18 protein-coding genes are annotated in these 22,215 nt (G+C 44.1%); 3 read left to right on the top strand and 15 right to left on the bottom strand.

What is annotated here, in order from left to right; all coding sequences use genetic code 11:
* Positions 1 to 26: 26 nt before the first annotated feature.
* From ACOIT5_RS18775 to ACOIT5_RS18730, 10 genes are all read right to left on the bottom strand, one after another.
* On the bottom strand, positions 27 to 3,578 hold the full coding sequence (locus ACOIT5_RS18775) for a CotH kinase family protein (protein ID WP_423127703.1): 3,552 nt from the start codon (positions 3,576 to 3,578) through the stop codon (positions 27 to 29).
* Positions 3,579 to 3,601: 23 nt separating this feature from the next.
* Complete coding sequence (locus tag ACOIT5_RS18770; RefSeq protein ID WP_423127702.1) at positions 3,602 to 4,282, bottom strand: DUF4956 domain-containing protein; 681 nt, start codon at positions 4,280 to 4,282, stop codon at positions 3,602 to 3,604.
* Positions 4,245 to 4,994, bottom strand: coding sequence for a polyphosphate polymerase domain-containing protein (locus ACOIT5_RS18765; RefSeq protein ID WP_423127701.1), 750 nt, complete (start codon positions 4,992 to 4,994; stop codon positions 4,245 to 4,247). The genes ACOIT5_RS18770 and ACOIT5_RS18765 overlap by 38 nt, the downstream gene beginning before the upstream one ends.
* A gap of 72 nt (positions 4,995 to 5,066) precedes the next feature.
* Positions 5,067 to 5,756: a DUF2490 domain-containing protein gene (locus ACOIT5_RS18760; protein WP_423127700.1), complete on the bottom strand. Its 690-nt coding sequence runs from the start codon at positions 5,754 to 5,756 to the stop codon at positions 5,067 to 5,069.
* Between the two features lie 9 nt (positions 5,757 to 5,765).
* Positions 5,766 to 6,239, bottom strand: coding sequence for a hypothetical protein (locus tag ACOIT5_RS18755; protein WP_423127699.1), 474 nt, complete (start codon positions 6,237 to 6,239; stop codon positions 5,766 to 5,768).
* Between the two features lie 166 nt (positions 6,240 to 6,405).
* Entirely contained in the window at positions 6,406 to 6,888 is a 483-nt protein-coding gene (locus ACOIT5_RS18750) for a methylated-DNA--[protein]-cysteine S-methyltransferase (RefSeq protein ID WP_423127698.1), read from the bottom strand.
* Positions 6,889 to 6,987: 99 nt separating this feature from the next.
* The gene (locus ACOIT5_RS18745) at positions 6,988 to 8,283 is read right to left on the bottom strand and encodes a serine hydrolase domain-containing protein (protein WP_423127697.1); all 1,296 of its coding nucleotides are present in this window, start codon (positions 8,281 to 8,283) and stop codon (positions 6,988 to 6,990) included.
* A 98-nt stretch (positions 8,284 to 8,381) separates the two neighbouring features.
* Complete coding sequence (locus ACOIT5_RS18740; RefSeq protein ID WP_423127696.1) at positions 8,382 to 10,172, bottom strand: NADH-dependent [FeFe] hydrogenase, group A6; 1,791 nt, start codon at positions 10,170 to 10,172, stop codon at positions 8,382 to 8,384.
* A gap of 18 nt (positions 10,173 to 10,190) precedes the next feature.
* A complete protein-coding gene (locus ACOIT5_RS18735; RefSeq protein WP_423127695.1) occupies positions 10,191 to 11,378 on the bottom strand; it encodes an NADH-ubiquinone oxidoreductase-F iron-sulfur binding region domain-containing protein in 1,188 nt (395 codons plus the stop codon).
* A gap of 16 nt (positions 11,379 to 11,394) precedes the next feature.
* The gene (locus ACOIT5_RS18730) at positions 11,395 to 11,859 is read right to left on the bottom strand and encodes an NAD(P)H-dependent oxidoreductase subunit E (RefSeq protein WP_423127694.1); all 465 of its coding nucleotides are present in this window, start codon (positions 11,857 to 11,859) and stop codon (positions 11,395 to 11,397) included.
* 247 nt (positions 11,860 to 12,106) lie between these two features.
* Here ACOIT5_RS18730 and ACOIT5_RS18725 point away from each other — a divergent pair, with 247 nt between their 5' ends.
* The 3 genes from ACOIT5_RS18725 to ACOIT5_RS18715 all read left to right on the top strand — a co-directional run bounded on the left by ACOIT5_RS18725 (position 12,107) and on the right by ACOIT5_RS18715 (position 15,045).
* Positions 12,107 to 12,568 (top strand): CYTH domain-containing protein, encoded by a 462-nt coding sequence (locus ACOIT5_RS18725; protein WP_423127693.1) that lies wholly within the window; start codon positions 12,107 to 12,109, stop codon positions 12,566 to 12,568.
* An 85-nt stretch (positions 12,569 to 12,653) separates the two neighbouring features.
* Complete coding sequence (locus ACOIT5_RS18720; protein ID WP_423127692.1) at positions 12,654 to 14,627, top strand: DUF3078 domain-containing protein; 1,974 nt, start codon at positions 12,654 to 12,656, stop codon at positions 14,625 to 14,627.
* A 34-nt stretch (positions 14,628 to 14,661) separates the two neighbouring features.
* Positions 14,662 to 15,045, top strand: coding sequence for an SRPBCC domain-containing protein (locus ACOIT5_RS18715; RefSeq protein ID WP_423127691.1), 384 nt, complete (start codon positions 14,662 to 14,664; stop codon positions 15,043 to 15,045).
* Between the two features lie 244 nt (positions 15,046 to 15,289).
* Here ACOIT5_RS18715 and ACOIT5_RS18710 read toward each other — a convergent pair whose 3' ends face one another.
* The 5 genes from ACOIT5_RS18710 to ACOIT5_RS18690 form a co-directional block, all read right to left on the bottom strand.
* Positions 15,290 to 16,189 carry a hypothetical protein gene (locus ACOIT5_RS18710; RefSeq protein ID WP_423127690.1) on the bottom strand — a complete coding sequence of 300 codons (900 nt, stop codon included), beginning with the start codon at positions 16,187 to 16,189 and terminating at the stop codon, positions 15,290 to 15,292.
* Positions 16,190 to 16,397: 208 nt separating this feature from the next.
* On the bottom strand, positions 16,398 to 17,756 hold the full coding sequence (locus ACOIT5_RS18705) for a sigma-54-dependent transcriptional regulator (RefSeq protein WP_423127689.1): 1,359 nt from the start codon (positions 17,754 to 17,756) through the stop codon (positions 16,398 to 16,400).
* 144 nt (positions 17,757 to 17,900) lie between these two features.
* Positions 17,901 to 20,312, bottom strand: a complete 2,412-nt coding sequence (locus ACOIT5_RS18700; protein WP_423127688.1) for a hybrid sensor histidine kinase/response regulator — start codon at positions 20,310 to 20,312, stop codon at positions 17,901 to 17,903.
* Between the two features lie 203 nt (positions 20,313 to 20,515).
* On the bottom strand, positions 20,516 to 21,043 hold the full coding sequence (locus ACOIT5_RS18695; RefSeq protein ID WP_423127687.1) for an O-acetyl-ADP-ribose deacetylase: 528 nt from the start codon (positions 21,041 to 21,043) through the stop codon (positions 20,516 to 20,518).
* Positions 21,044 to 21,145: 102 nt separating this feature from the next.
* Entirely contained in the window at positions 21,146 to 22,045 is a 900-nt protein-coding gene (locus tag ACOIT5_RS18690) for an EamA family transporter (protein WP_423127686.1), read from the bottom strand.
* Positions 22,046 to 22,215 lie beyond the last annotated feature (170 nt).

Raw genomic sequence — 22,215 nt, 5'->3', positions numbered from 1 at the left:
TTTTTGCCGGACATCGCAACTCTTCTTTACTGATGACAAATTGCTTTTTTTACCTGGCTGTGGCTCGGTCCGGTGTAGCGGATCAGGTAGACACCCGACCTGAGCGACGGTGCGTTCCATTCAAAGGTATGGTACCCTTCGCTGAGATTTCCGTTGAAAATTGTCGTTACCAATTGTCCCTGCAAGGTATAAACGGATATATTCACCAGTTGATTTGTATGAGCATACACCGGAATTCTCGTACTGCCGGTAAAGGGGTTCGGATAGTTCTGTAGAAGTAAGCTTTCGGCCGGTTCGTCGGTTGGTTGATCCGGATCGTCTTGTTCTCCAACGGTATTTGCTTTGCCTGGAGTCCCGTTTTTTGTCAGAGAGGTAAACCAGTTATGGGCCAACGAATTATCCGCATCCGGATCTTTCAGTTCAAGTGTGTAACCTCCGCCATTTGGTTCGGTAGGCCAGGGATACTCCGAAGCATAACAAACCTGATCGACCAATTCACTGTTGTTGTTATACAGACGTATGCACTCGCCTGCGCTGCTAAACCCAAAACCAAGCGGTCCCTGAAAGTTTGAAACTCCGGGATAAACAGCGGAGAAGGCATCCTGATCTCTGCAAACCACCAAATAGGCATGCGGCTCCATGATGGTGTTTGGGGCAAACCGGTATGAATTGGTGTCATCCGAGTCTTTCAAAATCCAGTTGGTCAGGTTGATATAGCTTGAACTGTTGTTGTATAATTCAACCCAGTCGCCACTGTCAAACTCGTTGGATGGGTTGTACATGATTTCGTTAATGACGATTGTGCCCTGCTGGTCGTCTTCTTCAAATACCGCCGTCAGGTTCATGTCGGACACCATCGGAACCTGAATTTTTACTTCCGTCGATTCCAGATCGCCTTCCCACCGGCTAAACTTATAACCGGCCGGAGCCGTGGCCGTCAATTCGATGGGAATTTGGTTGAAATAAATACCATTCCAGGGGAATTGATTGATTTTGATTGTATTTATTTGTATTTCAGCCAGATCACATCCTTGAATATTTAGTTTGACATCTTGAGTGTCAGCAATGGCAAACTGATCAAGAATGATTTTACGCATTGACGTTGGCCTTTTATCCGCAAAATTGTAGATCTTTTTGAGGTTGTGTCGCCAGATTTCATAATAGCTTCCCCACCTCAAGGTGTGCGGTTCGATTTCATCGTCAATTTGATTGGCAAAACTTTCTGCTAACGGGATCGTTTTTTCTGGGAGCAAGGTTGTGTTCATGTGGTCTGCAAAGGTATTGATGAAACGAGTTTTAAACGTTTCATTTTGAATCAATGAACGCAATAAAATAGTTGACCAAGGAGGATTTGGCCAACTCGGACCGTTAGGTTCGAGGGCAATGGTGATGCTGTTGGTATTGACAAATGAATTATACCAGAGCCCAAAACCGGTATCAACATCAAACAAGATCCATCTCCACGTGCTTGTTTCGCGACCGTCTCGCCAATACTTAATATTATTGCCGGGCCAATCATCGTTGTAACTGAATAACTCAATAACGTTGTACCGGATGTAATTATCAATGTCCATCCTTGTTCTCAGGTATTCATAATTACTTTCAACAGCGATGTTGTTATTGTTTATAAAAGACATCATTTCTCTGTAATGCTCGTTCGAGCCGGTGATGATTTCTGAATCTTTTTCCAGTAGGTTTATATTTTCAGATGAAATGTTGTTATTGTCGGCCAGAAAATGTTCGTTTACTTTTTCCCGAACATTGTATATTCCCCAGTACTCACCATTTAGATAAACCACGCATGGGAAACCGTCTTGTGCATCCAGATTCATCTGAAGTCCTATTTTTGCAATAAACCGGTCTCGTATTTTAGTTCCCCAATTAGGGTCTTCTGCAAAATTGTCAGTTCCTCCGGTCCTGAGGACTATACTCTCAAATTTTTCAATTGGTTTGTTGTCAAACAATTTACAGGTTATGCTCTTGCTACCATATTTTGAACGGGCAAAAACGGCAAGTGATTTTTGATCATAAGCGCGGGAATAGTTTCCGAATATTTTAATTCCCCCGTCAATTGAAAAGCCTGTTTTTCCTGAAGGAAAATATAACTCGATATGTGCCGGTTTTTCCCAGTCCTGCCAAAAATTTGCTCCTTTGTACGGAGATGTTGATGATGCGTTCGGGCCTTTAATATAAATTCCGGTATGGTAGTCCCATAGATTGTCGTAGTTAGTGGACACCAGTACCACGGGTAATGATTTATCGTAAGACGGCAAATAGCTATGCGTAATAATTTGACCAGGATAATAACCCGACCGGATAATCCGGGCCCTGATCGTTGTTAGCTCTGAAATATTGATAGGAGTTACATAATATAGAGAATTCAGATCTGGCTCTGATCCATCCGTAGTATAGTAAATTATATCCTGATCATTTTTAGAAGATAAGATCAGATTGATTGTGCCATCAAGAATTCCTCCTTCTTGAGAAAAAGATGGATTCAAATTTTCGTCATATAACAAGGATGGAGAATTATTGGCCCTCCAAGGGGTAGGTTCTGCAAAAACAAGAGGTTGGTTGAAATTTCCGGGTTTAAACCCGATGGATATGTCGGATGGAAGACGAGGTAATATCATTTCATCTGTTTTTTGTCCATTCGAATTGAACAGAAAAAGACTTTCTCCGTCGGAGTCAAGCTTAAAACTGGTATGCAGATTAGTTCCTGCCAGCTTGAGGAAAGTTGGCGCAAATTTTTCCGGGAGTTCCTTTGTTCTGATTGATAGGAACGGTATCGCTGAAAAGTCAGACGACAGGCGGTAATTATTATGAACTTGTATGGCAAGCAGATTGGTGCCTGGCTTTATTATGTTAGCAAAGGAGGCAATATTAAATTGTTCGGGGCTCAATCCGCGATAGAGACTCGCTTCATGGTCTTCATTGGCATAAGCATTATATGCCGGAGGTATACCAACAGTACCCAAATTTGCCCGGGCCACCTCAGTTCCATTCAGGTATGCCACAAAACCATCATCATAATCCATCGACAAAATCATCTCCAAAATCTGCGAAGGATCATCTATCGTGAATTCTTTTCGCATAAATATACTGTGCAGGGATTCAATCACGGTGGCATCATCATTATCTCCGTAACCGATCCCTGTTGGCCCGTTTTGCCAGGAGTAATCATCAAATTCAGTGGTGTACCATCCGGTGATATTTTGTTGGGGTACGGTATACTTCCAATTGTCTCCCTGGTCAATCAGCACCTTCCAATGGGTGGGAATGTTTTTTTTGTCTTTACCGGAAGCAAAAACCAATAAGAATTCGCCACTCTGTAATTGAATATTTGGGAATTGCCACTGCGTTGGCTTGTTAATGTTATCGGTCAAATAGTATCCCGAGAGGTTGATGGTTTGCGAACTGGTATTGATTAGTTCAATCCAGTCAGAAAATTCCCTATCCTCATCCAGCAAGGTATGGGTGTTGGATGACATAACTTCATTGATGCGGAGTTGCTGGGCGTATCCCGGGAAAATGCTTATAAAAAGAATGAAAAATGACAGAAGTAAATGTTTACCCATTCTTTTAAGTTTACAAGTTAGCATTAGTTGTCCTGCTCCGGCGGGTAGGATTGGTCTTCGATGTTAAAAATTTTATTCTTCTCGTAATAGTAGATGATAATTCGTGCCGTATCTCTCAAAAAATTAATAGAAACAATTTCGACGCGGTGAATATTGATCCCGGTCCTTCGCCGAAGGTCTTCGATCAGCGCTTCCTGGTTGTTTTGGTTGATCAAATCAATTTTCTCGTACAAAACTTTTTTTGACGATTCGTGAGATAACAAAAACGCAAATTCGAGTACCCACAGAATGATAATAAGCACAAGATTTGCCAGAATGACCTCGGCGTAGGGAATATACTCGTCTGAAATGGAATTGATGACGGCGACACCAATCAGAACAAACAAGTAAGTCATTTCTTTAATTTGAACGGGGTTGGTCCGGTAGCGTAATATGCCGAACAAGGCAAACAAACCGAAGGCAAATCCCAGTTTCAGCTCGACTCCCGAAAGCAGGTAGGCCAACAAAAAGATCATCGTGTTGATCAGCAGATATGTAAAGAGGTAGTCTTTTCGCTTCGTTTTTTTGTAATAAATAAACCTGACGATCGTCAGTGTCACGAGCAGGTTAAATGCAAAACGGATGATCAGGTCCCAAAAGCTGGCCGAATTGTAAAATGCCACTTCATTAAAGGCTTGATTGGCTATAACAGTCAATAGGTTCATGTTCGATTTTTTTTATTTTTAATATTTTCTCTTTAAACAGATTGTTTTTTACTTCCAGGTTTAACAGGGCCATGCCTATGCAGTACTTACTGAAACTTTCCTGCCTGATTTGGTGAGACTTAAGGAACTGGTTAAACGGACTGCGCAGGTGCCGGTCGTTGTTTTTTATTTCGGCAATGGCCAGGTTTTCCAGTTTGACTTGTTTGCCGGCAGTATTCAGGTGCAGGTTAAAATCAATAGTAATCCGTTCTGACTTTTGTTTATTGACCAGTGTAATCCGCTGGTAACGGGTACTGAGGGTATAAATCAGATCTTCCGGGTCAAAAGTGCTCTGGTTTTTTATAAATGCATCTGCTTCATCTGTCAGCGGGAAGCCATCAGTATAAGGCATGCGTTTTTTTGTTGTAAACGAACGGTTGTTTTTATGTTTCAACTCCAGAAATTTATCTCCACTGTTGAGGTATTCCCTGATCCGTACTTTGTAGCGGTTTTTCTTTCCGTTATGATGATGGACATACATTTTGTAATCAGGACTGTCAAAATAGTCGGAATAATAGCTGAAGATCCGAGTTCCGTTTGACTCCAGAATAGCATATGCATCTCCTGCTTTTTTTAACAAATCGGGAACCAGGGCGACCCGAAAGACAAATTTTTTGTCGTAGCGGTTCATCTGATCGTTTTTGGGAAGATCGGCCAACCTAACGACGTCCATCTTTTCTGATAAACATTGGATATCAGAAATTAACTTTTGAACCGGTGATAAAAGCAGTTCCACGATTTTGTGTTATAACTTGAGTTTATAATCAATTCCCAGGATATATCTTTTTACAGGTTCAACTACGTTGACGGTTTCATTGATAAGAAATGAAAGTCCGACTGAATTGCTTTTGTTGATTTTGTAATCGAGCCCCACGATGTAACGATTCTTTTCAATTTGTTTCGTGGTATACTGGTTAATCCGGTAAAACAATTCGTAGCTAACGGAAGGCTTCAGCGGCAAGCCCTTGATGTTATAATCCAGCTTAAGCCGGTTTCGGAAAAAACTTTCCGGGATATGGCCATCTTCCGAGCTGTTGATTCCGGTGTATTGCGTCTGCAGTCGTCCGCGGTAACTGAGTTTGAACCGGTCAATTTTAGGAGAAACTTCAACTTCCCAGGTAAACCGGTGCGAGGTTGGTTCGTATTTCTTCTTTTTTTCATTCGACAGCCGGTAGAGAAAACCGGTCGAGAATATTTTCTTTGAATAGGAAATTTCCGTTCCAATATACGTTTTGTCCCGTTGGTTCAAGTTGTCCTGCATCCGGTTTGCCAGTTCTATAGACCAATCAAAACGTTTGGATAGTTTTTTTTCAACTTCAATTCCGGTCCAAAGTCCAAAGTCTTCGGTTTGGCCATAGCTTTTTAACCCGGTTACGACACCGATTAACGAGAAAATCAAAAACCGGAGCCGGTAGGCGCGTAATAAACTGTTCATGTTAGGCTGCTACTTGTAAATAACCAAGTCGTCTGCAACGACCGTAGAATGATTACTTTTGATCGTAACGGTTTGGGATACGGCAATTTCGCCTGAGGGTGATTGCCGGGTCGGATCTTTCGAAATTGCATAAATCGTATAGGTCCCTTTGTTCAGAAACCGGAACCGGTACCAGCCGTCCAATCCGGTCTCAAAGTCGTCGGAGTAAACAATTTCATCACCATATATGATATACACATCGACTCCTTCGGCATAATATTCTCCCAGCTTTACCGTGAAGTCGCTGTTGTAATTTTGGGCATACACCCGTCCCACAATAGTGGAGGTTCCGCCTTCTCCTTCTTCCTTTTCACAGGCCGACAAGAACCCGGCAACCAAGATTAAAACAACTAATTTCAGAAACCGTTGCGGATGGTTTTTTTTGATCGTTTTTGCAAAAATGGAAATCAATAACGGATGGACAATTTGGTAGATTTGCTTCATATGCTTAAGGTTGATTACTCTGATTTTAATGCTTTACAAAGAAATAAATATTTTCTGAATATGAACGGACAAATCGGCAAGTATGTAAAACAAAATATCCCGACAAAAACGTATCATCTGATTGGCATGATCAGCTGGCATTTTTTGGCCGGTTTGGGTCTTAAGTTCAAAATAATCGGGTTTTTCCGGGCTTGTTGGATAATTCGTGTTGAATTAACCACTTTTTTCGCCAGACGCCGCCGGCATATCCCACCAACTTGTTATTCCGGCCAACTACCCGGTGACAGGGAACCAGGATGGCCAGCGGATTTTTTGAGTTGGCCCCTCCAACTGCCCTGACCAGATTTTTGTCTCCTAATTTAATCGCCAGGTCGGCGTACGAGATAAATTGCCCGTATGGAATTGAACGTAGTTGTTCCCATACTTTTTTCTGGAAATCAGTCCCGTGTGTACACAAGGGCAGGTCAAATTCATATCGGTGTCCGGTAAAGTAATCTTCCAGTTGCTCAACGATCTGTTCCTTTAACTCCGGATTAAACCCTCCGGTAGTTGTGTCTTTGTCGCGAAACGATACGTAACAGATCTCATCGTTTTCCGTCTCAATTAACAGGGGGCCGATGGGGGAGAAATATGTAAATTTTTCAGTCAAATCAGGTCTTATTTGTTGAATGTGAAGTTAACAATTAAAAGATACCCGGGGAAATAGAGAACCTGTAGTTTCTCCCGGATATCTCTTTCTGCATGGATATCAGTTTATGGCCCCGTATACGGTGGCCGTTAACCGGTCGTAAAATTCGCCGTGTTTGAAAGGGGCCAGTTGAGTCATTCCAACAAAAATCAGTTCTTCTTTCGGGTCGATGAAGAACTTTGTGCTGAAATAGCCGCTCCACTCGTAAGTTCCCGGCGATTTTGAATTTAAGCCGGCAGCGTCGTCGGTCATCAGGCCAAAGCCCAAACAGAAGGTGCTCCCGGGGTACTGGCTGATCCCATTCCCTTTTTGGTTCAATCGGATGAGTTGGTCGGCAGTCATCAGTTCAATAGTTTTTCGGCCGAGTAACTGATAGCCGTTGTATTCGCCATTGTTGACCAGGGCCTGAATAAATCGGGCGTAATCCAGCGCTGTTGACGATAGCCCGCCTCCTCCGGCATAATGACCGATATCTTTGTTCCTGGGATAGTCGAGCGAAAGAGTCAGCCCGTCTTCCTGCGCCATGCTTAATCCATCGTCAGTTTGGGCATAAACGGGAACCAGCCGGTCTTTTTTGTCTTCGGGCAGGTAAAAATAGGTATCGGTCATGCCGAGCGGGTTGAATATATTTTCACGGAAATATTCGGCCAAACTTTTACCGGACACCACTTCGACAACCCGGCCGAGCACATCAACATTGAGGCCATACATAAACTTTTCTCCGGGCTGAAATGCCAGCGGAACAGTAGCCAGGCGGTCTATGAATTCTTCAGTTGTCCATGAATTATGGGATAAACCGACCCTTATCAGGCCAAGTTTTGAATACACGGCCTTCAATTTCCCCTGGTTAAAATCGCCATAGGTGATGCCCGAAGTATGTGTCAGCAAATGACGGATGGTTATCGGCCGGACAACCGGCACCGTGGTATAGCTGGAGTCTTTTTCGTCGAACGAATCAAGTACAGCCGACCGTTTAAAAGCCGGAATAAAATCCGAAACCGGATCGTTCAACCCCAATTTTCCCTGTTCGTATAATTGCATCACGGCAACGGAGGTAATCGCTTTTGTCATCGAGGCAATCCTGAAAATATCGTCTTTCTGATACGGGTCGTTTTTGTCAGTTGAACGGAAGCCAAAATTTTTGTAGTAAACAATCTTTCCATGCCGGGCAACCAGAAAGACACCGCCGGGAAGCCATTCGTTTTCGATGTAAGTGTTGATCAGTTCATCCACTTTTTGAAGCCGTTCAGCCGAAAAGCCGGCTTCTTCGGGCCTGGCTTCTGCCAGTAGGGCCGGAATCCGGTCGGTATTACAGGCAGTAAAGGCGATTAAAATAAACAGAAGAAAATGTTTCATGGTGTAATGTTTTGAGTTCATGCTAAAATAAGCAATCCGGATAAATTTTTGGCTATTGCTTAACAAGAAAGCCGCATGAGTCAGCGGCTTTCTTGTTGTCAAAAATGATTACGTTCAACATATTTGGTATGCAGGAGCTGATGGGATTTTTCGCCCAGTGGCTCACCCAGAAAATCTTCATAAATTTTCAGGACTTCCGGATTTTGATGTGATTTCCGGATGGGCATACCCTCATCTTCGGCATAAATGGCTTTGGCCCGTTTTTTACGGATTTCGGGGTTGGTGGGGATGGGTTGCCCCCCGCCGCCCAAGCAACCGCCCGGACAGGCCATAATCTCGATAAAGTGATATTCGCTTTTCCCGTTTTTCACGGCATCCATCACTTTTTTGGCATTTACCAGACCGTGGGCAACGGCACATTTCAGTTCAACGCCTTCCAGAAATGCCCAGTCGCGTTGCGGATTTTCAATTTTTATACTGGCTTCCCTCACGCCGTCGAGCCCCCGAACCGGCGTAATATTCAGATTTTTGAAGGGGACCTCGCGACCGGTAACCAACTCGTAAGCGGTGCGGAGCGCTGCCTCCATCACACCGCCGGTTACGCCAAAGATGACGGCAGCTCCGGTCGACTCGCCCATAAGCCGGTCAAATTTACTGTCGGGCAATTTGGCAAAATCAATACCGGCTTGTTTGATCATAATGGCCAACTCGCGGGTTGTCAGCACGTAGTCGACATCGCGGTAGCCGCTGTCGTGCATTTCGGGGCGGCTGGCTTCAAATTTTTTGGCGGTACACGGCATGATGGATACCGAAACAATTTTCTCGGGATTGAGGTTCCGGGCTTTGGCGTAGTAGGTCTTAACCAGGGCCCCAAACATTTGCTGTGGCGATTTACAGGTAGATAAGTTTCCCAGGTACTCGGGGTACATGTGTTCAATGTATTTTATCCAGCCTGGCGAGCAGGAGGTAGCCATTGGCAAATGCACGGATTCATCTTTATCGACAATCGCTTTTCTCAAACGACCCAGTAATTCTGTGCCTTCTTCAATGATGGTGAGGTCGGCCGTGAAGTCGGTATCCATAACCGAATCAAATCCCAATCGTTTCAGCGCCGTTACCATCTTTCCGGTCACCCGCGTTCCTACGGGCATATTCAGTTCTTCACCCAAACCAACACGCACGGCAGGCGCCGTTTGTACCACAACATGGATAGCCGGGTTTGAGATGGCCTCCCAAACTTCTTCAATATAATTTTTTTCGACAATGGCTCCTGTGGGACAATGGATGATACATTGCCCGCAATTGGTGCAAACAACATTCGTCAGGTTTTTTTCGAAGAAGGTAGTGATTTTCATTTCATCGCCTTTGTACGCGACGGTGAGCGCGTTTACGCCCTGTAATTCTTCGCAGGTCCGCACGCAACGCTGACACCGGATACATTTACTGTCGTCCTTAATGATGGACGGCGAGAACATATCGATCGTGTATTTTTTTTGCGGAACAAGTGAAATAAAGTCCTGGGTCATGATTTTGTAGTCGGACGCCAGTTTTTGTAATTCGCAGTTGCCGTTCTTATAACATTTGGTGCATTCGGCATGGTGTTCCGAAAGGAGCAGTTCAATAATGTGTTTGCGCGAATTCCTTACATTCAGGCTGTTTGTCCTGATTTCCATTCCTTCTTCGCAGGGAGTGGCACAGGCGGCCGACAAACGCTTTTGTCCGACGATTTCAACGACGCAAACCCGGCAGTTTCCGGCAATACACAGGTCTTTGTGGTAACACAGGGTCGGGATAATGACCCCGGTTTGATCGGCGGCATCCAGGATGGTTTTTCCATTTTCAACCTCTACGGGTATGCCGTTTATAGTGATATTGATTTTTTCAGACATCGTTTTTCTTTTTTCTGGTTAGTAAATCATCTCTTCCCGGAAGTTCTCGACAATAGACGAGAATGAATTTGCCACAGACTGTCCTAACCCGCATTTGGCAGTTAATTGCATGGTTTCGGTGAGTTTGAGCAGCTTATTGAGGTATTGGGCAGGTTTCTCGCCGCGTTTGACCGCTTTAATGCCATTATACAACTGCTGGCATCCGACCCGGCAAGGGGTACACTGTCCGCAACTTTCTTCCCTGAAAAAATCCAAGTAGTTGTCCAGTACGTTGTACATCGACCGGGAGCTGTTAAATAACATCATTGAACCTCCTGTTGGTAAGGATATTCCGGTAAGTTTGCCTTTGTAGCCGATAGCCGTTTCGCCAAATTTTTTTCGGGGCACCAAAAAGCCCGACGCTCCGCCAACCTGGACGGCTTTGGTGTCGCCATCGCCAAACTCGTCGACAAAATCCTGGAGGCTCATCCCCAACTCAAGCTCATATATCCCGGGAATGGGCGTATCGCCCGAAACCGAAAATAATTTGGATCCGCGGGAATATTGAACGCCCAGGTCGTAGAATTTTTTTGCTCCGTATTTAAATATGGTGAACGTATGTGCCAGGGTTTCCACGTTGTTAATGACCGTTGGTTTGCCCATATACCCGATCGAAGTCGGGTAGGGCGGTTTGTTTCTCGGTTCGCCCCGTTTCCCTTCCATCGATTCGAATAAAGCGGTTTCTTCGCCGCAAATATAGGCTCCGCTACCCATAAATATCTGAATGTCAAAAGTGTGATTTATTTCCTTGCAATAATATTCAAATTCCCGGATGACCTTATTGAGTTCGGGTACCAGGTATTTGTATTCGCCCCTTAAATAGATAAAACCTTTATTTGCCCCGATCACATGACCGCAAACAGCCATTGCAGCCAGCACCTTGTACGGGACGAGCGATAAAATTTCGCGATCTTTGAAGGTTCCGGGTTCGCCTTCATCGGCATTACAAATCACGTATTTTTCCTGAGCGGGAACTTCGGCTGTCAGTTTCCACTTTAAACCGGTAGGAAAACCGGCTCCGCCTCGGCCTTTCAGCTCCGAGCTCATCAATTCGTTGATGATTTCCTGCGGGGGACGGCTTAATGTTCGGCTAAGGATTTTTTCCCAGTCGTTTTCGTTTTTAAAAATGAAATCGGCTCGTTTGAGTTGATATGTTCCGAATGCCATAATGTTTTCTGTTAGGTTATTTTTTTAAATACACTGCTAAAATTTCCCTGACCTTTTCCGGCGTCAAATCGGTGTAAACTTCATCGTTAATCAGCATGGCCGGCGCTTTATGGCACCAGCCAAGACAATTGGTTTGAAGAAAGGTGAATTTGCCGTCGGGTGTTGTTTCTCCGACTTCCACTTTCAGCATGTCTGCAATGGTGTGCAGAATCTGGTTTTTACCATTCATCGAGCAGGTAATGGTTTTGCATACCCGGATAATGTATTGTCCCATCTTTTTGTGTTCCAGAAAGGAATAAAAGGTTGCAGTCCCAAATACTTCGGCAGCCGGGAGGTCCAGTTCCCGGGCAATTTCAACCATGGTGTATTCGGATAAATACCTTTCCTGCTCAACAACTCCCTGAAGGATGGGGAGGAGGTTCTCCCTGTTTCGCCCGTATTGATCGGCCAGGGATTTAATCAGATCTTGTAAGGGATTCATATGGTAGTGATTTTCAATTTACTATAAAAATAGGGTAGTGTTTGGATATAAACTAAGATAATTTGTCAGAATTGATGCAAAATATTCTGTTATTCAGCATATTAGAATGGTTCTAGCTCAGATTGATTCTAAATAACGGGGGCAGACAGCGGACTGTGTTTTTTCAGAGTTAATAAAAACTTAAGGCGTCATGGTTTGTTTTTTGTTTTAGTCGGTTAATTTTGCGAACGTACCATCGAGTAACATTATGCCTGTAGAAATTGAACGGAAATTCCTGGTTCATAAAGAGCAGTTGCCTGTTTTTGTACGGAGTATCCCGATGCTTCAGGCTTATTTGTGTATTGATCCGCAGCGAACGATTCGGGTCAGGATAGCAGATAATCAGGCGTTTCTGACAATCAAAGGCCGCATGAAAGGGATTTCCAGACCTGAGTTTGAATACCCGGTTCCCCTTGATGAGGCTAAAGAATTATTAGCGCTGGCAGTGGGATACCCGGTTGAAAAGGTGCGGAATGAAGTTTATGAGCATGGGAAAAAATGGGAAGTTGATGTCTTTGAGGGGTTGAACTCAGGCCTGATTCTGGCCGAGATTGAACTGGAGAGCCCGGATGAAGAGATCGTTTTCCCGGAATGGGTAGCTGAAGAAGTCAGCGCGGATATGCGTTTTTATAACTCGCAGTTATCTCTAAACCCGTTTACCCGGTGGTAAGCGCCTGTGGCCTGATTTTTGTTAAAATCAGCGGATAATTATGGATACACGTTAAACCATTAAGCCTACAAACAATTATATTATCATGAATTACAGACTTTTTTTTGTTGGGTTGTTGCTGACCTTCACGATCCAACTCGTAACTGCCACAAATCCTGCTGACAGACGAAAAGGTGCTGTCGAAGCTGATTCCGTAAAGAACAGTGTTAATTACTTAAAGTATTTTCTGGGACGACAAGGAAGCTGGTACCCTCAAAACCCGGAGCTTGAAAGAAGCCTGAGGAGCCTGGTCCATTTTGTAGAAGATGAGAAAATTGATTCGACCCTGCACAAGTTGAAGCAGTTTGGCGAGGTCAATCAGTATTACTTTTACCGCTCCCCAAATCATGTTGCCGACAGTCTTTCCATTTCCGGCTATATGCCATATTCCGAATTGAGCGAACGTTTAAAACGGATTGACCGTTCCGTACGGACCAGCATTGTCAAGGAACAGATTCCTGTGCCGGAACAATTGCTGCAAAACCTCGACCGGAAAGTGAAGTTGCTGCAAAAGGAAGATGTAGACTGGTTGTTGCGTTCAAACAAAGTAAAAATGCCGGATAGCCTGACCATGTATAACGTGATTCCCGATTCACTTATGAGCAGTCCGGCCGATTTCAGACGAATCCAACGGATGGACAGCACCAAGAGGGATATTCTGGAAAAGGCCCGGCTTGAATATAACAACCGGGCTGTCGCCAATTATGTCGATTCGGTGTCGAATGTTTACCGGGACGAATATATCCGGGAATATTCACAAAAAGTACAACGCGACTTTGCCGATTCCATCCGTACGCAGAACCGGAACCTGCTGGTTCGTTACAACGACTCGGTGGTGGCAGCGGTAAACGATTCCATCAAAGGCATATTGCGTATTTTAACGTCTTACGCCAACAATGATTCGACCTTGGTTTGGGTGAAAAACTCAGACCGGGACTCAACGCAAATCTGGTTGAGAAACAACGACCGGTATTTTACCCGTTTATTCATTAAAAATGAACAGAACGACTCGTTAAGCGTCCGGGTAGAGAATACCGGTAAAAATTCGATGCGTTTGTTAATCGACGATGCTGTGACTTTCCACCGGCTGGCCGAACGGCAAAAGAAAGAATTTCAGTTTAGCGGTTTTCAAATGGACAGCCGCCTCCGGGCAGTTGAGAAACGCTACCAGGTTATAACGCCCTGGGTGTTACGTGGCGATGGTACGATGGGATTCACGCAAACACACCTCAGCGATACCTGGAAAAAAGGAGGACAAAGTTCTTTTGCTTTCCTGATGGTGCTGAAAGGGAATGCAAACTATTCGTACAAAAAAATTAAATGGGAAAATTCGGCTGAAATCCGGAATGGGTGGATGAAACCGGCCGACGAAAAAATACGGAAGAATGACGATAAGTTTCAGGTGACCTCGCGTTTTGGAGTCAGCGCGTTTAAAAAGTGGTATTATTCTTCGGAGGTTGATTTCGAAACCCAATTGTTTAACGGATACAAATACCCCGACCGGGAAACCCTGATCTCCGGATTTTTATCTCCGGCCAAAACCTTGATCAAAGTGGGTTTGGATTATAAGCCCAACAATAATTTCTCGCTATTCATTTCACCCCTGACATCGAAAACAGTGTTTGTACGCGATTCGGCCCGTGTTGATGTTACCAGGTACGGGATTGAGGCAGGCCGGCGAAGTTATTGGGAGCCTGGTTTGAATACCGACCTGAAATATAAACACAACATCACTCCCGATATTACCTATGAACTGAAGTACAAAATGTTTGTCAATTATTCGAATCCTTCAAACTTTGATGTCGATTGGGAGAATAACCTGGCTATGAGACTGAACAACTACATCAACATGCAGGTATTGTTTCATTTCATATACGATTATAAGGTTAAGTTCCCGACCAACAAGTTAGATTCGGAAGGAAATACCATCAACAGAGCCAAATGGCAGTTTAAAGAATTTATCACCATCGGCTTCAATTATAAGTTGAATAAGCAGATTTATAAGAGAAAAGATGTTTAGTAGTTGATTAAAAACATGTTATAGAAATTTAACCGTGAAAGATTATAAAAAATATTTTCATCTGGCCGCAAAACCTGAAGATGTATACAACGCGCTGACCAATCAGATCATGCTTGAAATCTGGACGGGCGAACCGGCCGAAATGGAAGAGACACCCGGAACCGAGTTTTCGCTTTGGGACGGCAGTATTTGCGGTAAGAACCTCGAATTTGTCAAAAACCAGCTGATTGTTCAGGAATGGTATTTCGGGGAGGAGGAGAGTGAAGCTTCGATTGTAACCATCCGCTTGCATCCGGACAGAGGCGGCACCAGTATGGAAGTAAAACATACGAACATTCCGGATGATGCCTACGATAATATTGCCGAAGGCTGGCAGGAAGACTATTTTGATGCGTTGAATCAATTATTTGAGGAGTAGCCGGCTTTTTCCTGATAGGCTAAAAAAATCGCAGTTGTCCGACTTATATTCCGTCCGGCGGTTGCCGTCCGGAACAAATAGAGGCATGCAGGGATCTGAATAAGTTTCGCCGGACAAACAGTAATGAAAAAAATGAAGCTGTTCCCGGGAAAGGAACAGCTTCGGGGCTTAGCTAACGCAATTATTCGAGGTAAGGGATTTTTTTGAATTCTGTATAAATCAGAATATTAACTTTTCGTTTATTTTACTTGACAGCTATGACTGCATATTTTGAGATTTTCCAAAACTCATTCGGGTTCTCAATTTGCAGGAAAGCAATTTGTCCTTCTTCTTCGACTAATTTGTATGAATCGTTAGGGTGTTCTGAGATAACTTCTACCTTCTTGGCATGTAACGGGATCAGAGTGGTTTCGCGGATATCCAATTCCGTGAAGTATTCCTGATCGAAGTTTTGCTGAATGGTTTTCGTGGAACCAATTCCCAAAAATCCGCCTTCTTTTGTCAATAACCCTTTTTCTTTCAGTTCTTTATAGGTACCGAATGCAATGTGTCCGGTATTCAGCTTGTAAGTTTTCTCGGTAATTTGCTGGTCTTTGTACAAAAGACTGTCTGATTGCAGGGCCATTTCAAAGCCAAGCTGTTCAATCCGTGTATTGAGTTCCGTCATTTGAAAGTCTTTTTCTTCAATGATCAGCTTCAATTCAGCAATCAGTTTGTTTTGACCCTCAATGTTCTCATTCAGAGCGGCGATGCGCCTTTCATACGATTTCATGTTGACACCTGAATTTTTAAGCTTTGCTTCCAGGTCAGCAATTTTTTTGCTGCTCTCTTCAAGCATGGTGTTCATCAGGGCAATGTCGTCAATCAACGCTTGTTTCCGGTCAGTGGCTCCTTCTTTTTCAAGAGACAATTGCTGGCGCTTTTCTTTAATGAACCGCAGATTGTCTTCAATTTCGGTAAAGGTTTCCTCCAGGTCAGCCATCACTGAATCCTTTTGGTGCATCATTTCGCTCAGTCCGGTGCGTTCGACTATCAAAGATCTAATTTCGGCTTCTTTTTGTGTATAAACATACACGGCTGCAACGGCGCCGATAATCACAATTACACCTGCGATAATGATTGTTCTAAGTTGCTTTTTGTCCATGGTATCTTTTCCTCCATTTTTAGGTTTTGCATGGCAAGACAAAATATTTGTACTTGCTCATGCCCTGACTGGCCAATTCCTGTGCCAATAGAATCGGATATTTATAATTGTCTGATAATTAGTAGATAAAGGAAAAAAGAGGACTGCAGGTCTTTATCAATTTGATTAAAAGCAGGGGAAGGAGTATCAAAATGAAGAACCGGTCTGTTTATTCGACCGGTTTTGTTTCTTTAAGCATGCGGTAAATGGTGGCCACGCCGATGTCCAGTTTTTCAGCAACCAGTTTTATATTGTTGTCGTATTTTTTAAGAAACTGCTTTACAATGCGGATTTCGTATTCGCGAAGACAAAGCTCTTCTGTCAGCAGATAGGATAACTCATCGGTGCTTCCTCCAAAGATCAGGTTGTCAGCCGTGATCTCATCCTGGTCGGCCAGAGTTACAGCCAGTTCGATTACCGATTTTAGCTCCCGGATATTTCCCGGATACGGATAGGCCAGAAGTTTATTGGATGCCTCTGTTGTTAAAGATTTCGGGAGCATATCGTTTTCCTTGCAAAACGTATGAATGAAATGTTTCGCCAGGACAATGACGTCGTTTCCGCGTTCGCGCAAGGGCGGCAGTTCGATGGGCAGTCCATACAGCCGGTAGTACAAATCCTGCCTGAAGTTGCCTGCTTTTACTTCTTCCATCAGGTTTTTGTTGGTGGCAATAATAATACGGCAGTCTGTTTTTATCGGTTCATTGCTTCCTACGCGGATGATTTCTTTTTCCTGCAGTACCCTTAAGAGTTTAGCTTGCAGGGAGATGTCCATTTCGGCCATTTCGTCGAGAAAGAGCGTCCCACCGTTGGCTTCTTCAAACTTACCGATACGGCGGTGCGCGGCCCCTGTAAACGACCCTTTTTCATGTCCGAAAAGTTCGCTTTCGATCAGCTCTCTCGGAATGGCGGCTACGTTTACGGCCACGAACGGTTTTTTTGAACGGCTTGAATTGTAGTGAATTGCCTTTGCAACCAGTTCTTTGCCGGTTCCGGTTTCCCCGGTAATACTCACCGTAATATTGGTGCGGGTAGCCTTGTCAATGAGTTCGAAGATTCGTTGTGCAGCTTTGCTCTTGCCAATGATGGTGTTTTGGTAACTGTATTTCTTTTTGACTTCCTGCCGCAAACTGACGATTTCTTTCTTCAGTTTACTTCCCTTTCGGATATTGTTGATGGTATTCAACAAACGTTCTTTCACATCGCGTGATTTCACAATATAGTCGTAGGCGCCATGTTTCAGCAATTCCACCACTACGTCAATGTCGTCCTGCTCCGAAATCAGGATGACCTGGATATCTTCATTGATCTCTTTGATTTGTTTGAGGACTTCCAATCCTTTCATGTCTGGCAGGCGGTAGTCGAGCGTAACCACATCCGGATCTGCAACCAGGTGGTCTATACAGTCTTTTCCTGTTGAAAATGAGTGTATTTCGTAATCGGGAATAAGGGAAAGGTTGTGGACAAGCAGGCGGTTATACCATTCGTCATCTTCAACGACAAAAATTTTAAAAGCTTTTTCCTGCATGTCTGTAATTTTTTGTTTGTCCGTTTTTTACCAAATAACGCCTGCAAGATAGTAAGAATTTAAATGAATGCCGATTTTATTTCTCATTTTGAGAATAATTATCAATGATAAGGGCAGAATATCCGGATTTGTATAAAACTACATTCATTTACCGGTCATTCTTTCTTTCAGGTATTGGTTGATCGGGATGATCTTTTGTTCAATCAATTCGATCAGACGTTTGATTTCTTCCTGATTTTTACCCTTACCGGCATGACTTTCCAAATTTTTCAGGAACTCATACAGTTGTGTCGCCTGCATGTGTTTGGCCGGAGCTGCCAGTTTATGGGCCGCTTCGGCAATACCATTCCAGTCTGACTTGTCGAAACACCGGCGGATGGTTACCATTCCTTTTTCGCTCGAACTGATAAATATTTCAATCATTTCTTTGAAAAAGGTTTCATCTCCCTCGGCCATATTTTTTAGTTCTTCCAGATCGATTTGAGGGGCAGGATGTTCTGATTCGGGTTTTGTTTTAACCTCTCCCGACGGTATTCGCTGCGAAAAGGCCTGGTAAAGCTCGGCCTCAGAAAAAGGTTTTTGTAAAAATCCCCGTATGCCGACCTGGCGGCATCTTTGAACGTCTTCCTTTCTGTTGGTGGCGGTGAGGGCAATAATTTCGGTTTCGGGCAACACGTTGAGAATCTGCTTGCTGGCTTCAAGCCCGTCCATCACCGGCATCCGCATATCCATCAGGATGAGGTTAAATACCTGTTGGGTTGCCAATTGCAAAGCTTGTTTGCCGTCGGATGCTTCTTCGTGCGGAATACCCCACTTGTTCAGGATATTTTTGAGTAGATACCGGTTGAATTCTTCATCATCAACCAGCAGTACCCGGAGGTTTTTCCATGATTGTGGAATTGTAAACTGACGGTCTTCTTTGCGCGCCACAAAGTCGGGATTGCCTTCCTGGTAAGGGATTTGCAGGATAAAACGGGTTCCTTTTCCGGGGATGCTTTCCACCTTGATCTTGCCGCTATGTAAATCGACAAGCTTTTTAACAATCGCCAGGCCCAAACCGGCACCCCGGTGTTTCTGAGTCAAACCACCATCGAGTTGGACAAATTCATCGAAAATACGGGAAAGGTTTTCTTTTGAGATGCCGATCCCGGTGTCGGCGATTTTCAGGTGAAGAATATAGCTGTCTTTCAGGGTTCTTTCTTCTGATATGGAAAGACTGACCTGCCCTTGTTCCGTGAACTTGATGGCATTGTTCAGCAGGTTAATCAGGATTTGTTTCAAACGGATCGGGTCGCCCTTCAGCACCCGGCTCCGGGGAAGTTCGTTTGAAATAATCAGGCTGAGCCCTTTTTCTTCAGCGGTATCTTTTAACAAGGCGTACACTTCGCTGGTCACTTCATTCAAATAAAAATCGTGCTGCTGAAGCTTTAGTTTTTGAGATTCAATTTTTGAAAAATCGAGTGTGTCGTTCACCAGCGAAATAAGATGTTGGGCCGATTTATACACAATTTCCAGATCGGTGGTTACTTCGTTGGAATGCGTTTTTTTCAGCATCTGTTCCGTTAAGCCGTAAATGGCATTTACCGGAGTACGCATCTCGTGGCTGACGGTGGCGACAAACATTTCCTTGGCTTTGGATAGGTTTTCTGCTTCGGTGCGGGCCCGTTGCAGCATTTGCTGGTAAGCCCGGGAGTGCCGAAGGTGGCGGAAAAACAACACCAGGACCACGATGAGTAAAAAAACAGCCGCAATGGTGAAAACCGTTAGCAACCGGTAAGTTTGGGCGGCCATAAAATCGGCTTCCTCTGTTTTGTTCCGTAACCGTTGCTGCTCTCTGGTTTCAAGTTGCGAAATCAATAGGTTGATTTGATTCGTTACCTGTATACTTCGTTCAACCAATACTTTTTCGCGGGCAAGTAGTTGCTGACTCTGATCGGAAGCCTGCTGTTCAATTTCAGCAATCTCCTGTTTTATCTGCTCTTTCTCCTCGCTTTTGTCAATAATAATCGGGGGAGTGGTCGTGGTATCTTTTTTGGACAGCAGGCGTCTGAAAAAACCCTTCTGTTTTATAGGCTGCTGAACAACGATCGTATCCGGCAAAATGATCGCCGTATCAATTTTTGAATACAGTTCAGAAAAAGAGATCTGCGATTTTTCTTTTTGTTTCTGAAGCGCCCGTAATTCGGCCCAGATGATCAGTTTCCGGTTGGTTAACAGGCGGATCGAATCAATCAGCTGAACTTCATTCGATCCGGGGATGGCATAATCTTCCAGGTCATTGAGTTTTCCCTGGATTGTTTCATTCAATCTCCGGTAGGGGTAAATGAGCGATTCGTCCAGGGTCAGGCTGTATAAACGGATGGTATTTTCAACCTCGTTCAGGTTTGAAGCGATATCTTTAATGAGCAGCAGTTTTAAATCAGGCCGCGCTTCTTTATGAATGGAATCAACAATTTTTGAAAAGCTGTGGTAAACCAAATAGCCGGAGCCGATCACTGCAGCAGCAATGAAAATACTCAATAGCGTAATTTGTATTTCGATTTTTATTTTTTTCATTCCAATACGAAATGTATGTCTGTTTTTCTGTTTCTGTTTCTATTCATGCCTGTTTTTTAAGCAGTTTCGAACGCTTTAAGCCGGGATGCAATTACAATGCCGTTTATTTTTGTTAAATGTAATGAATTGGGAATTACTATACTAACCGTGCCGCGAACAGTCTGATCTTTTCATTTTGAGAAAAGGCTGTTTCCCGATACTTTTTATTCCTGAATTTGTTCCAGCAGGCGTTCGTAAATTCCGTAGTTTTCATCGTCGTAAACACAAAAAATAACCGACTCAATGGTTTCATCCTTTTCCAGGAAATCGCGGATGGTTTTGATTGCAATTTCGGCTGCCCGTTCTTTTGGGAAACGATAAACGCCGGTGCTGATGTTGGGAAATGCAATACTTTTTAAACCGTATTCCTTAGCTAAGAGTATACTGTTGCGGTAGGCATTGGCCAGTTGCTCCTGTTCCCCGATTAGTCCGCCGTACCACACCGGCCCAACGGTATGGATGACGAATCGCGCCGGTAATCTGTAAGCCTGTGTTATTTTTGCTTCCCCGGTTTCGCAACCGTTTAGTGTCCGGCATTCTTCGAGTAATTTTGGCCCGGCTACCCGGTGTATGGCCCCGTCAACTCCTCCGCCTCCCAGCAAACTCTTGTTGGCAGCATTGACGATAGCATCAACGTTCAGCCCGGTAATATCTCCCTGGTATAATTCAATCCTGTCCATCTTTTTTTCCATAAAGTTAAACTTCTTTAAAGATGAATCAATACGGGGCGGATCAGGTTTTTGCATTTGGCGTGGACAAATAGTGGTCATTTAAACCCTAAGTGGCCTGGCAAGTCAGGATCCCAGGCTAATGATCAGGATTCCGGCCAGAATGCCCAGCATGTAGATCCCTTTTCTGCGAATATTATTTTCGTTGAAAAGCAATGCCCCGGTGACGAAAGCCACCAGCACGCCGCCTCTTCGCAGGGGCGAGATTATGGAGATCATGGAATCGGGATAACTGAGGGCATAGAAATAAGAGAAGTCGGCCAGCAACAGGAGCAGACCGATTACCGGGATGCTCCATCGCCATTGAAAAACAGGGCGTTGGTTTTTAGGTTTTGACCAGCGAAACATGGCAATGGCCGGCAACATCACCACAACCTGGTAAAATGAGAACCAGGCCTGTACTGCCAGACGGTCAATTTTGCGGATGATAAATTTATCGTATAAACCGCTGGCAGCGCCCAATAAGGTGGCTGTGACCATGCAAAAGATCCAGGTATTCCGCCTGAAATTGATTCCTTCGAGTTTCCCTGCGGTTGAGAGCAGGTAAAAGAAGACCAGGGTCACACTCACCCCGAGCCATTGGAGCAGGTTTAAGTTTTCGCCGAAAATAAGAATGGCCCCAATCAGGGTCCAAATCGGGCCGGTAGCCCTAATCGGCGAAACGATGGTAATCGGGAGGTGCTTCACAGCATGAAAGGCAAAAACCCAGCTCGATACCACCAATATTGACTTCATAAAGATGAGTTTGTGTTCATGCAGGCTGATTTTTGGGATGTACAAACCGATTCCTTTAAAAAAATCAGGATAAAATGCCGATCCAAGAACGACCGGTAAAACAAGCCCTGCTCCGGAAATGGTTGAAATCATCAAAACCGGCAATACGGCATTCGAGTTGAGTGAAAGCTTTTTGAAAACATCGTACAAACCAAGGAGTACCGCTGAAATTAATGCCAGAATGATCCACATATCGTGTTAATTTGGCGGCAAAACTAACACGCTTTCAGCCACGGAAGGTTTATTTCTGATTAAATCTGCCGAAGTTTAAACATTGCTTAATCAAGCCGTGTGGCGAAATGCCCGAAGGCCGTCCGTCCAAATGAAAAACAACAGCATTCGCAGTTTCTGTTATGCTTCAT

Source organism: Gaoshiqia hydrogeniformans, assembly GCF_049347105.1.
GTDB classification, from domain to species: domain Bacteria; phylum Bacteroidota; class Bacteroidia; order Bacteroidales; family Prolixibacteraceae; genus Gaoshiqia; species Gaoshiqia hydrogeniformans.
The sequence above is the reverse complement of the archived record's forward strand: the minus strand, read 5'-3'. Positions and strand labels throughout refer to the sequence as shown.

Bases quoted from the DNA above. Each gene is read 5' to 3' on its own strand.
- ACOIT5_RS18705 (WP_423127689.1), bottom strand. From the start codon at position 17,756: ATGCAGGAAAAAGCTTTTAAAATTTTTGTCGTTGAAGATGACGAATGG.
- ACOIT5_RS18740 (WP_423127696.1), bottom strand. From the start codon at position 10,172: ATGTCTGAAAAAATCAATATCACTATAAACGGCATACCCGTAGAGGTT.
- ACOIT5_RS18710 (WP_423127690.1), bottom strand. From the start codon at position 16,189: ATGGACAAAAAGCAACTTAGAACAATCATTATCGCAGGTGTAATTGTG.
- ACOIT5_RS18775 (WP_423127703.1), bottom strand. From the start codon at position 3,578: ATGGGTAAACATTTACTTCTGTCATTTTTCATTCTTTTTATAAGCATT.
- ACOIT5_RS18760 (WP_423127700.1), bottom strand. From the start codon at position 5,756: ATGAACAGTTTATTACGCGCCTACCGGCTCCGGTTTTTGATTTTCTCG.
- ACOIT5_RS18695 (WP_423127687.1), bottom strand. From the start codon at position 21,043: ATGGAAAAAAAGATGGACAGGATTGAATTATACCAGGGAGATATTACC.
- ACOIT5_RS18735 (WP_423127695.1), bottom strand. From the start codon at position 11,378: ATGGCATTCGGAACATATCAACTCAAACGAGCCGATTTCATTTTTAAA.
- ACOIT5_RS18720 (WP_423127692.1), top strand. From the start codon at position 12,654: ATGAATTACAGACTTTTTTTTGTTGGGTTGTTGCTGACCTTCACGATC.
- ACOIT5_RS18690 (WP_423127686.1), bottom strand. From the start codon at position 22,045: ATGTGGATCATTCTGGCATTAATTTCAGCGGTACTCCTTGGTTTGTAC.
- ACOIT5_RS18745 (WP_423127697.1), bottom strand. From the start codon at position 8,283: ATGAAACATTTTCTTCTGTTTATTTTAATCGCCTTTACTGCCTGTAAT.
- ACOIT5_RS18765 (WP_423127701.1), bottom strand. From the start codon at position 4,994: ATGGACGTCGTTAGGTTGGCCGATCTTCCCAAAAACGATCAGATGAAC.
- ACOIT5_RS18700 (WP_423127688.1), bottom strand. From the start codon at position 20,312: ATGAAAAAAATAAAAATCGAAATACAAATTACGCTATTGAGTATTTTC.
- ACOIT5_RS18730 (WP_423127694.1), bottom strand. From the start codon at position 11,859: ATGAATCCCTTACAAGATCTGATTAAATCCCTGGCCGATCAATACGGG.
- ACOIT5_RS18725 (WP_423127693.1), top strand. From the start codon at position 12,107: ATGCCTGTAGAAATTGAACGGAAATTCCTGGTTCATAAAGAGCAGTTG.
- ACOIT5_RS18755 (WP_423127699.1), bottom strand. From the start codon at position 6,239: ATGAAGCAAATCTACCAAATTGTCCATCCGTTATTGATTTCCATTTTT.
- ACOIT5_RS18770 (WP_423127702.1), bottom strand. From the start codon at position 4,282: ATGAACCTATTGACTGTTATAGCCAATCAAGCCTTTAATGAAGTGGCA.